Source organism: Peribacillus sp. P4_C12, assembly GCF_056402095.1.
Map to the genome: position 1 here is coordinate 1 of NZ_JBFUIB010000089.1, position 12,434 is coordinate 12,434.

Consider the following 12,434-nt stretch of genomic DNA (forward strand, 5'->3'; position numbering starts at 1 on the left):
TCGCTGAACAGTAGTTCTTCTTCACCCATAACGTCAATGATGACTTTGCCTTCACCAAGCTTCAAAGCACTTTCTAATGAATCCGCAAGCCGTGCCATGACTCCCTCTTTAATAACAATTCGGTCTATAATGACTTCTATAGAATGCTTTTTATTCTTTTCGAGAGTAATTTCTTCACTAAGATCATGCATCTCCCCATCCACACGAACGCGGACATACCCTTGTTTTTTTACTTCTTCTAAAACTTTTACATGCGTTCCTTTTCTACCTGAAACAATCGGTGCCAATACTTGAAGCTTAGTTCGCTCAGGGTAATCAAGGATGCGATCTACCATTTGCTCAATCGTTTGAGAGGTAATTTCTATCTGATGGATCGGACAGGTTGGCCGGCCGACTCGAGCATATAGCAATCTTAAATAATCATAAATCTCCGTGACAGTCCCCACAGTTGAACGAGGGTTCCGGCTCGTCGTTTTCTGATCAATAGAAATTGCCGGTGACAATCCTTCAATCGCATCGACATCCGGTTTATCCACTTGGCCTAAAAATTGACGGGCATAAGCGGACAGTGATTCTACATAACGTCTTTGACCTTCTGCATAAATCGTATCAAAAGCCAAGGAAGACTTTCCAGATCCAGATAATCCTGTTATCACGACGAGTTTATCTCTAGGTATCGTGACATCAATATTCTTTAAATTGTTGGCTCTGGCGCCTTTTATCACAATTTTCTCCATTGCCATGTTTCGTCACCCTTCCGCTTTTAACTCTAGTAATAAGTCACGCAGCTCGGCAGCGCGTTCGAAGTCCAGTGCTTTTGCTGCTTCCTTCATTTCTTTTTCCATGCTTACCATCACTTTTTCGCGCTCTTTTTTAGGCAACTTCGCGAGGCTTGGAGCAAGGTCTTCTTTATATTCTTCACCTTCTTCGGCTACATGAGTAGCCCGGATGGAGTCACGAATGTCCTTTTGAATGGTTTGCGGTGTAATTTGATGCTCTTTATTGTATCTTTCCTGAATTTCACGGCGTCGCTTCGTTTCATTAATCGCAAGTTCCATTGAATTCGTAATACGGTCGGCATACATAATAACGTGGCCGCTGGCATTACGAGCAGCGCGGCCCATCGTTTGGATGAGTGAACGCTCTGAGCGAAGGAAGCCTTCTTTATCAGCATCGAGAATCGTAACCAACGACACTTCCGGAATATCCAAACCTTCACGTAAAAGATTGATTCCAACCAGCACATCGTATTTGCCCATTCGTAATTCTCGGATGATTTCTATCCTATCTAATGTTTTTACCTCTGAATGCAGGTATTGAACTTTGATTCCAATTTCCTTTAAATAATCAGTTAAGTCTTCAGACATCTTTTTCGTTAAGGTCGTAATTAGTACCCGTTCATTCTTTTTAACCCGCTCCTGTATTTCACCTATTAGGTCATCTATCTGGCCTTCAATTGGTCGTACTTCAATCGTAGGATCTAGCAAGCCAGTAGGACGGATTATCTGCTGAACCATTTCCGGTGTGTGTTCGAGTTCAAATGGTCCCGGAGTTGCCGAGACGAATATAGATTGATGAACCTTTTCTTCAAATTCCTCAAATCGGAGTGGACGGTTATCTTTTGCAGAAGGCAGGCGGAAGCCATGATCAACGAGCACTTGCTTACGAGCCTGATCTCCATTGAACATGCCCCTGATTTGTGAAAGGGTTACGTGTGATTCATCCACAACTAATAGAAAGTCTTCTGGAAAGTAATCCATCAAGGTGTATGGTGTTGCACCTGAGGGACGGAGTGTTAAATGGCGTGAATAGTTCTCGATACCCGAACAAAAACCCATTTCCCGCATCATTTCTAAATCATAACGGGTCCGCTGCTCCAAGCGCTGGGCTTCAAGCAGTTTTTCATCCTCCCGCAATTCCTTCAATCGTACTTCCAGCTCTTTTTCGATATTTTGAATGGCGATCTTCATTTTCTCTTCACGAGTTACGAAATGGGATGCCGGAAAAATTGCGATATGTTCCCGTTCACCAGTAATCTCACCGGTTAGGGCATTGACTTCACGAATACGATCAATCTCATCTCCGAAAAACTCGACCCTTACACAATGTTCATCACGGGAAGCCGGGAAAATTTCGACCACGTCACCGCGAACCCGGAAAGTCCCCCGTTGAAAAGCAATATCATTCCGCTCATATTGAATATCCACAAGTCTGTGCAACAATGCATTTCTATCTATCTCCATGCCTGTGCGGAGAGATACCACCATCTCCCGGTACTCTTCTGGAGAACCCAATCCATAAATACAAGAAACACTGGCAATGATGATCACATCTTTTCGTTCGAACAAAGAGGATGACGCCGAGTGACGTAGTTTATCAATCTCATCATTGATACTTGCATCTTTTTCAATGAATGTATCAGTGGAAGGCACATAGGCTTCTGGCTGGTAGTAATCGTAATAGCTAACAAAGTATTCAACAGCATTATTAGGAAAAAACTCTTTGAACTCACTATAAAGCTGCCCTGCCAGCGTTTTATTGTGGGCAATGACAAGCGTCGGTTTATTGATTTGTTGAATGACATTAGAAACGGTAAATGTTTTCCCTGTACCCGTTGCCCCCAACAATGTCTGCATTTTCTTTCCTTCTTTTACACCATCGACAAGCTTTTCTATTGCCGCAGGTTGATCTCCTTGAGGAGAGTATTTTGAGACTAACTCAAACTTATCCTTCACCAAGCATAGCCTCCTACTGAAATATTTTTATATAAAACGGGATATACTATATCCCTTCTATTTATTCCGGTTTTTGAAAGTATATATACACATTCTACCACAATAGCCTCAAAACAAACCAGAAAAAAGCGAACATCTATTCTATTTTGGTTTTTTATAATCTTTAGATGTCGAGAGTAATAACAGGAAGAAGTACAAAAAAAGCACCTTTATGTCAGGCGCTCTTTGATGTTCGTTTCATCATTCTTTTTGACAACCAAAATCCCACTGTCAGTGACAGTGCGTCAACGATGATTAATAAATTTGTATGCGTATAACCTTTATATGCAGAAGCTGTAATCAACGCAACTGTTAAAACAAGACCCACGATATTATTATAGGTGACCCTTGAAAATAGCATAACAAGTAGACAAGGAAAGAAAAGGGCAGAAAGAAATTTAATCATTTTTTCATCTCCTTTATAAGAGAAAAATAGAATAGTTTCAGTTTAAATGATTATGAAGTTTTTTGCCAATCTATTTCCTACTATATTTAATAATTGTTCGGAAGGTTGGCTTCACCACGTTTACAAATTTATTCTTATTAAGCAAAGAGACAAACCCCTTCTAAGAAGGAAGTTTGCCTCTTTTCCACCTGTTAATACGGATCTGCGTCATGTCCTTTTCTAGCTCCTTCCTCTGGGTTATCTGTCCCTCCCATAGGTTTTGAAGACTCTGTATGTTCAGAAGCTGAAGCTAAACCTTCTTTCAGTCTGCGACCGTATTCTTCATCAGCCTCCTCTGCAAGAGCCACCATTTTTTCCTGAATGCGTGGATCTGCAGGAGCTAATGCTGACACAAGATTGGAGATTAATTCATCTCTTTCCCAATCTTCAAATTCACGGAATGTTTCACCAGCCTGTTTCGTATTACTTTGCCGATCTATTGTTTCTCGAACAAGTTTTCCTTCTATAAAAGGTGTATACTCTTTGCCAGTTTGCTTGGCTTCTTTTAAACCACCTACAGTTGATGGTTCGTAGTTGATATGAGGACTTTGATCTCCTCTGCCAACTTCATATTGCATTTGTCCACCAGTTTGATTGGTTGCTGTTGGTTTTTTCGGTGCATTAATCGGTAATTGAAGATAATTTGCTCCTACACGGTGACGTTGTGTATCAGAATAAGAGAACGTACGCCCTTGTAACATCTTGTCATCCGAGAAATCTAGTCCATCTACTAGGACGCCCGTACCGAATGCAGCCTGCTCCACTTCAGTGAAATAGTCCTCCGGGTTTTTATTCAATACCATCGTACCAACATGCAGCCATGGGAATTCATCTTTTGGCCAAATCTTTGTATCATCTAGCGGGTCGAAATCCAATTCAGGGTGATCATCATCACTCATAATCTGTACGTTGAGATCCCATTCCGGATATTCCTCACGTTCGATTGATTCATATAAATCCTGTGTAGCATGATTGAAATTCGTAGACTGAATTTCATTAGCCTCTTTCTGTGTCAAGTTCTTTATCCCTTGTTTAGGTTCCCAGTGATACTTAACAAGGACTGCTTTCCCCTCTTCATTCACCCATTTATAGGTATTAACACCAGAACCCTGCATCATGCGGTAGTTAGCTGGAATGCCCCAAGGGGAAAACAAAAACGTAACCATATGAAATGTTTCAGGAGAGCTTGAGCAAAAATCAAAAATTCTTCTCCCGTCCTGTATATTCGTGACCGGGTCCGGTTTAAAAGCGTGAATCAAATCCGGAAATTTCATAGCATCACGGATAAAGAAAATTTTCAGGTTATTTCCGACAAGATCCCAGTTTCCATCTTCTGTATAAAATTTAACAGCAAATCCACGAGGGTCACGTAACGTTTCTGGTGAAGTCCCTCCATGAATTACAGATGAAAACCTGACAAATACCGGTGTTTTTTTACCCTCCTCCTGAAATACCTTAGCTCTCGTATATTTTGAAATCGGCTCGTCCCCTGCTTTACCAGTCGGAACAAAATAGCCATGGGCGCCTGCACCGCGGGCATGCACGACCCGCTCTGGAATCCGTTCTCTATCAAAGTGACTAATCTTTTCCAGGAAGTCGTAGTTCTCTAGTGTACTTGGGCCTCTGTTACCGACCGTTCGGATACTCTGATTATTCGTGATGGGGTGCCCTTGCCGGTTTGTTAACGTTTTTTCTGAGTTACCATTTGTTCTTTTGGATTTTTCAGACAAAACATTTCCTCCTTTGCTAATTAAAACCATAATACATTTTACCTTACCCTAATTCCCAAATCTTACTCGTCTATCTTCAACATTATTCAAGATATTGTAAGACCAAGTTCTGCGGTTTAAACCTGGTAACCAATGTTAATGAAAAAAAGTTAGCTAAAGCTATACAATCTGAAATCATAAAACAAACAAACTTGAAAGACCACGATACAAAACGTGAAATTTCGAGGTTATTTAATCATGTAGCTACATTTAGTAGAATTAGGATTTTTCTCCAATCCCCAATCAAACCTAGAGGAAAACCTGATAGTAACTACTGGGGGATATTGGGTTAAAAAAACACTTAAATTTGATTTAAATTTCTATAATCATGAAAAAGCTTTGAATGGAAAGCTATTCAAAGCATTTTTTGTGAGAAGACGGGCATACCCATTTTTGTATATGTCATCAAAGCTCCATTATAATTAAGGATAGAATAAAAAAATTCAAAAGCGAGGTGCCTTCATTGGATGAAACATTATTAGGAAGACTAAGCAGAATGATGACAGGTAAGGTCAGCCGCTGGGTCGTCATCACTGTCTGGATAATTGCAGCTACAATATTAACAATAACGTTACCGGATGTTAAGGATCGCACATCCAATAATACCGCTGACCTGCCTGCAGACTCAGCTTCTGTCGTGGCTGATAAGCTCATTAAAAAAGAGTTCCCGAATTCCTCAGGGATACCCGCCTTACTTACATGGCATCGGGAAGGTGGACTGACAGAAGCCGACTTGGCCGAGGTTCAATACCTTTCCAAGGAATTGACAGAGAATCCATTAACACAACAATCATTTTTACCTCCTCTTCATGAAATTCCATTGCCTGCGCTGCAGGGATCTGTTTCAGAAGATGGCACGACTTTCGTACAACCGCTCTTCTTTAAGGAGAAAACTGAGACCGCTGTATTAGAAAAAAACCTTAAAATTATTAATAGAATAGTAACAGAGCGCGTTGGCCTTGACCCGTTCAAAGTTCAGACAAATGCAGAAAAGTTATCACTTCGTGTAACAGGCCCTGTTGGAATTTCTGTCGATGCAACTGGATTATTTTCAGGTGCAGATTTCCAATTACTTTTAGCTACAGTAATACTTGTACTTGTCGTGTTATTACTCATTTACCGCTCCCCACTTTTAGCCATTATTCCACTTATCGGAGTCGGCTTCGCCTATCTTGTCACCAGTCCAATCCTTGGATTTATGGCAGATCACGACTGGATTACAGTTGATTCACAGGCTATTTCCATTATGACCGTATTATTATTCGGTGCAGGAACGGATTATTGTCTATTTTTAATCTCCCACTACAGAAGTGAATTAAGACATCATGAAAGTAAACGAGAAGCCATGATTGCAGCCTTTAAGGATTCATCAGGTGCCATTGCGATGAGTGGACTGACGATTGTAATCTCTCTACTAACTTTACTTGTAGCCAAATATGGAGCCTATCATCGTTTCGCAGTACCATTCAGCTTATCCATTTTAATCATGATGTTAGCAGCCTTAACACTCGTACCCGCACTACTTTCCGTATTCGGTCGGGCCTCTTTCTTCCCTATCGTTCCACGCACACCAGAAATGGAAGAATCACGTGCGAAGAAAAAAGGCAAAACCGTTAAGAAACATAAAGAAGCAGGTCGCATCGGAAATTGGATTGGGAATATCGTAACAACCAAACCATGGACTGTCATTCTTACATGCCTGATTATCTTCAGTGTATTAGGGGGCTATTCATCTCAAATAAAATATTCCTACGATATTCTATCTTCATTCCCTGAAGATATGAACTCCCGTGAAGGATATAAGGTCATTTCTGACTCATACACACCCGGAGAACTTGCACCAGCTACAGTGGTTGTCGATACTGATGGTAAGGACATCGACTTGGCAGATGAACTAAAAAAGATGAATCTGGTTGAAAGTGTCACAGATCCTATTAACAGTAAATCCAATAAGGATCTGCAGTCATATGAAGTCACATTCAATATTAATCCGTACGATATTGAAGCCATAAATGCAATTCCTGACATTCGCAGCCTAGCTGAAAAAGAACTGAAAGCCGCCAATATCTCAGCTGTTGATGAAAAAGTATGGATTGGAGGGCAAACAGCCACTCAATTTGATAAAAGAGATACGGCTAAGACCGATGAATTTATGATTATCCCAATCATTATCGTCTTGATTTCCTTGCTCCTTTTAGCTTACTTGCGCTCTGTGACAGCTATGATTTATTTAATGGGAACGGTCATCCTCTCCTTCTTTGCCGCTATGGGCTTAGGTTGGATAATCCTTCACTATTTCATGGGAGTGGAAGCAATTGAAGGTACAATTCCACTGTATTCATTCGTATTCCTTGTCGCCCTTGGGGAGGATTACAATATCTTTATGGTTTCGAGTATTTGGCGCAAGAAAAAAACAATGCCTATCAAACAGGCAATCAGAGAAGGAGTCGCCGAAACAAGTGGGGTCATCACCTCAGCCGGCATCATCTTAGCAGCCACTTTTTCTGTTCTTGCTACACTGCCAATTCAAGTACTGGTTCAATTCGGACTCATTACCGCACTCGGTGTGTTAATGGACACGTTCATCGTTCGTCCATTCCTTGTTCCAGCGATTACCGCACTGCTTGGGCGTAGTGCCTTCTGGCCAAGTAAAGTCGCTATTCACGAAGAAAAAGAAAGAGCCCAATAATAAAGAAAGTTAGTTTTATTTTTTAAGAAAAAAGTATTAAATAACCTGTGCCTCGTAACATCGGCACAGGGATTTTTGTATGTTTTTCAAAATTAAGGAAAAATTCCAGTTGACACTAGTAAGCTAACCTCTTATAATTACATCAAGTTCAAATATCTCAAATTAAAGATATATAAATTCAAGATTAATATACTAGGAGGAAAAAACAATGACAAATACCAAATGGGCAATTGATCCGACTCACAGTGCAATTGAATTTTCTGTAAAACATATGATGATCGCAAAAGTAAAAGGGAGTTTTAATAAATTCGAAGCAAACATTTCTGCAAATCCATCTGATTTAACAACAGCTGAAATAGATTTTACTGTAGATGTAGCAAGTATCGATACACGCAATGCAGACCGAGATAATCACCTGCGCTCAGCTGACTTTTTTGATGTAGAAAAAAATCCGACTTTAACGTTTAAGTCAACGAAAATTGTGAAAACAGGTGATGATGAGTACGATGTGACAGGTGATGTAACCCTTAATGGATTTACTAATGAAGAAACATTCGCTATTACATTTGAAGGTCAAGGAAAAGATCCATGGGGAAATGAAAAAGCAGGGTTTAGCGGAAAAGGTAAAGTTAAACGCAGCGATTATGGTTTAACCTATAATGCAGCATTAGAAACAGGCGGCGTTCTTATAGGCGACCAAATCACACTTACCATCGAAATCGAAGCAGCTAAAGAAGCCTAATATTAAAAGCAGCTATCCGTTAGGATAACTGCTTTCTTTATTTTTCAACAAGTATTATAAATATCCTGCCTTATGAGTTCMTAGTTTTATAAAGTAAATAAATAAAGTATGGCGCCCCAATGCTTGCTGTAAAGACACCAGCAGGTATTTCTAATGGTGAAAATAAGGTTCGCCCAATCAAATCCGCGACCATAACTAGGATACCGCCGAGCAAGGCTGAAGTGGGCAATAACACTCCAAAACTTGATCCTACCAGCCTTCTAGCCATATGAGGAGCCATTAATCCAACGAAACCAATACCTCCTGCAAAAGCAGTAGCACCACCTATCAAAGCTGTGCTTATCATCAATAATGTAAATCGCTGTTTTTGAACTTGCCCTCCAAGCCCGGTTGCCAAGTCATCACCCAGCTCTTGTAAATTAATATTTCTTGCATAAAGAAAGGCTAGTAAAAGAAATAGGATGGTCCATGGCGCAAGCACGGCGATATTTTTCCAGCTAGAGTTAGACACTGATCCTGTAATCCAAAGGTTTGCCTGGCTTGCTTGATAGATTGGACCAAGAATCATCATCATAGTAGTGAGGGCTTTCATTAAAGCCATGACTCCTATCCCAATCAATACAAGTCTTATTGGGGGAACTCCATTTTTCCATGCTAAGAAATAAACAAGTAATGCAACAACTGTGGCACCAATAAACGCAGCTAGCGGCATCCAATTAATACTCACTGTTAAAGAATGATTTTTGTCGCTAAACATAGCCATGAAACCAACAACAGCTACAGTTGCTCCTCCAGTTATTCCTAAAATATCAGGCGAGGCAAGTGGATTTCGAATCATACCCTGAAGAATTCCCCCTGCTACTGCAAGACCCATCCCTACCAAAAGTGCTACAATAATTCTCGGCAGACGGAAAGACTGAATCACAAGGCGATCACCCTCAGTTCCTCCTCCAAGGAAGACCTGTAAGACACTCAAAGGGTGAATATTCATTTCACCTATCCCTGTACTGATCACAAACACTAACGCAGTAACCAAAAATAATACAAAAACAACAATTATAGCTTTTTTGTCCATTAGGAATGATATTCTTTCATTAAATAAACGAAAGTTCTTATATGACTTCATCGACCGCTGAACCCCTTTCTGGCAATATAAATAAAGAATGGGGTTCCGATAATAGCTGTCATAACTCCGACTGGAACTTCCTGTGGCATCAAAATATACCTAGATATGATATCAGCTGTAAGCAAAAGCACCGCCCCTAAAAGTCCAGCAAAAGGAATTAACCAGCGATGGTCAATACCTACTATAAAACGGGTAAGGTGGGGAACAACAATCCCAATAAAGCCAATTGGACCAGCAACCGCTACTGATCCTCCTGCGAGTAGGATAACTACCAGTCCCAGCACAATCTTAAGAAAAACTATATTTAAGCCAAGACCTTTTGCAACATCTTCACCCATAGATAACACATTCATTTTTCCAGATGTGATTAAGGCTAGGACCCATCCAACTGCAAGGTACGGAAACACTGCAGTTAAATTATCCAAACTCCTACCGGAAACTGACCCTGCAAGCCAAAATAAAACTTGCTCTAAAAGTGCCTCATTTGAGACAAGAAGACCTTGTGTTAGCGAAGATACCATGGCTGTCATTGCTGCACCAGCCAATGTCAGCTTCATCGGTGTTAACCCACCACGGCCCATGCTACCAATCATATATATACTTACCGCTGCTATAGCGGCTCCAATAAAAGACAGCCAAGTGAATACTTGAAGATTGCTTATTCCAAATATGGTGACTCCAGTAACAACCGCCAAGCCAGCCCCAGCATTGACCCCAAATATATCAGGAGAAGCAAGTGGGTTCTTAGTTAGAGTTTGCATTAATACACCTGAGATTGCTAGACTTGCACCAACTGCAGATGCGATAAGAGCGCGGGGAAACCTTACAGATTGAATAACAATATGTTCATTTGATCCATTGAAATGTGTAAATGCGTCAATGGCCATTTGCCAAGTTGTATTCGTATAACCGTATACGATGCTTGAGCACAGTAAAAAAAGCAGCAAAATAATGGTAATAAATATTCCCATCCATTTCTGCCATGTATTTTTTAATAACATATCCAATTACCTTCCCAATCACTTTTGTAAATACTTATGATAATTAATTGTACTGGCGGTAAAGGGAATATGTCAATGAATTTGAGAATCATTTTCAATTAAATATTGACAGAAAAGTATATTCATTTTATGATGATGCTGTTAAGTGCGAATGATTATCATTTGCTCTATATTGGGAGGGATACATAAGATGTTTAAGATTAGATCACTTTTTACTATTATTACTTTATTTGCAGTCTTCCTTCTAGCAGCTTGCGGAAGTTCAAATGACCAAGCAGAAGGAAATAAGGCTGATGACAAAAAAGAAGAGAAAAGCTATACAATTGAACATGCAATGGGAACAACCAAATTAGAAAAACAACCTAAAAGAGTGGTAGTTCTTACAAATGAAGGTACAGAAGCATTACTTGCTTTAGGAGTCAAACCAGTTGGGGCTGTTCAATCTTGGCTTGGAGACCCTTGGTACGATCATATTAAAGAAGATATGGATGGCGTTGAAGTTGTTGGTGTTGAGCATGAGGTGAATTTAGAGAAAATTGCCGCATTAAAGCCTGACTTAATTATCGGAAGCAAGATCCGCCAGGAAGCTGTATATGATAAATTAAGTGCAATTGCTCCTACTGTTTTTTCAGAAACACTTAGAGGAGATTGGAAAGAAAACTTTAAATTATATGCAAAAGCTTTGAATCTTGAAGAAAAAGGTAACGACGTAATTGCTCAATTTGATGCCCACACTGAAGATTTAAAAGCTAAACTTGGTGATAAGGTAAATCAAGAAGTTTCTGTTGTTCGTTTCATGGCTGGAACAACTCGTATTTATTACACAGATTCATTCTCTGGAGTAATTTTCGATCAATTAGGATTTAAACGTGCAGAGCAGCAGAAAGAACTATTTACTGCAGATAACAAACTTGGTAACCTTGCAATTGAGGTAGGAAAAGAAGTCATACCTAAAATGGATGGAGATATTCTGTTCTACTTCACATACGCACCTGAAGGTGACAAACAAGCCCTAAGTACAGCAAAAGAATGGACAAATGATCCTCTTTGGAAAAACCTAGATGCAGTGAAAAAAGGGAATGCCTATGAGGTCAGCGACGCAACATGGAATACAGCTGGCGGTGTTATTGCAGCTAACAAAATGCTAGATGATCTAGAAAAAATAATGCTTAAAAAGTAAAACCCATACAAAGAAACGGCCTTTCTTGATTTAAAAATCGAGAAAGGCCGTTTCTATTTTTCAAATCATTTCAATTGAAGTTTTGTCTCTTTCATCGAAATAAAGGTAGTGCTGTGGTCAAAGATCCARTCAATATATATTGAAATTATTATTAGTCTATGATGAAGTCTTCTTGGCAACTATTTTCCTCTATATCGATTAACATCAAAAATAATACGACCCGTAAAAATTATTAACGTGGCATTCCAAGTGATTATGAAAAAATCTCACTTACCCTGCTTGTCCACTTTCTTTCAATTGATCGTCAACAAATAGTATGCCTAATTCGTAATGCTCGCCGTCAAATAAGGCTCTTTGCACAAAACGAATTTGTTCATTATTACCGATTACCTCAAGCTTACAGTGAGCCCGATTTATTTGCAGCGCCCTGTATAACTCTTCTTCTTCCCTGACGACGATACCATTTATTTTCGAAATGATCTCGCCTTTAACTAACCCCATTTTATCCGCCGGGGACTGAGGGATAACGCCTAAGATCTGGACACCAAGCTTGCTTTTCGAAAAATAAAAAGGTAGCTTTGCGTCCGAAACCTTTTGGGAATAATGCAGAAACTCTCGTCCTAGAAGAGCTAAAACAGCTGTTATGATGGCCAATAGCGGGTACCAGTTACTAATAACCGCGAATGCAGTAATCACGAACCCTAAAGC

9 protein-coding genes and 1 pseudogene are annotated in these 12,434 nt (G+C 39.9%); 3 read left to right on the forward strand and 7 right to left on the reverse strand.

The annotated features are described in order from the left end of the window. The 4 genes and pseudogenes from AC1DUW_RS13530 to AC1DUW_RS13545 all read right to left on the reverse strand — a co-directional run. Window positions 1-743: pseudogene (locus tag AC1DUW_RS13530) on the reverse strand (excinuclease ABC subunit UvrA); the annotation flags it as partial. 6 nt (window positions 744-749) lie between these two features. After that, a complete protein-coding gene (gene uvrB, locus AC1DUW_RS13535; protein ID WP_053348865.1) occupies window positions 750-2,735 on the reverse strand; it encodes an excinuclease ABC subunit UvrB in 1,986 nt (661 codons plus the stop codon). 214 nt (window positions 2,736-2,949) lie between these two features. Next, complete coding sequence (locus tag AC1DUW_RS13540; protein WP_053348589.1) at window positions 2,950-3,180, reverse strand: CsbA family protein; 231 nt, start codon at window positions 3,178-3,180, stop codon at window positions 2,950-2,952. A gap of 191 nt (window positions 3,181-3,371) precedes the next feature. Continuing rightward, a complete protein-coding gene (locus AC1DUW_RS13545; RefSeq protein ID WP_053348588.1) occupies window positions 3,372-4,949 on the reverse strand; it encodes a catalase in 1,578 nt (525 codons plus the stop codon). Window positions 4,950-5,484: 535 nt separating this feature from the next. Here AC1DUW_RS13545 and AC1DUW_RS13550 point away from each other — a divergent pair. Further along, window positions 5,485-7,677 (forward strand): MMPL family transporter, encoded by a 2,193-nt coding sequence (locus AC1DUW_RS13550; protein WP_477642737.1) that lies wholly within the window; start codon window positions 5,485-5,487, stop codon window positions 7,675-7,677. A gap of 208 nt (window positions 7,678-7,885) precedes the next feature. Next, window positions 7,886-8,419, forward strand: a complete 534-nt coding sequence (locus AC1DUW_RS13555) for a YceI family protein (protein ID WP_053348586.1) — start codon at window positions 7,886-7,888, stop codon at window positions 8,417-8,419. A gap of 70 nt (window positions 8,420-8,489) precedes the next feature. Here AC1DUW_RS13555 and AC1DUW_RS13560 read toward each other — a convergent pair whose 3' ends face one another. Together AC1DUW_RS13560 and AC1DUW_RS13565 are read right to left on the reverse strand one after the other, a co-directional pair. Continuing rightward, on the reverse strand, window positions 8,490-9,545 hold the full coding sequence (locus AC1DUW_RS13560) for a FecCD family ABC transporter permease (RefSeq protein ID WP_477642735.1): 1,056 nt from the start codon (window positions 9,543-9,545) through the stop codon (window positions 8,490-8,492). Beyond that, window positions 9,542-10,546, reverse strand: coding sequence for a FecCD family ABC transporter permease (locus tag AC1DUW_RS13565; RefSeq protein WP_053348584.1), 1,005 nt, complete (start codon window positions 10,544-10,546; stop codon window positions 9,542-9,544). The genes AC1DUW_RS13560 and AC1DUW_RS13565 overlap by 4 nt, the downstream gene beginning before the upstream one ends. Before the next feature lie 190 nt (window positions 10,547-10,736). Between AC1DUW_RS13565 and AC1DUW_RS13570 the strand changes: the two genes are divergently transcribed. After that, on the forward strand, window positions 10,737-11,726 hold the full coding sequence (locus tag AC1DUW_RS13570) for an ABC transporter substrate-binding protein (protein ID WP_053348583.1): 990 nt from the start codon (window positions 10,737-10,739) through the stop codon (window positions 11,724-11,726). A 270-nt stretch (window positions 11,727-11,996) separates the two neighbouring features. Here AC1DUW_RS13570 and AC1DUW_RS13575 read toward each other — a convergent pair. Next, window positions 11,997-12,434, reverse strand: a 438-nt coding sequence (locus AC1DUW_RS13575; protein ID WP_477642736.1) for a PDZ domain-containing protein, incomplete at its 5' end; no start/stop codon positions are given.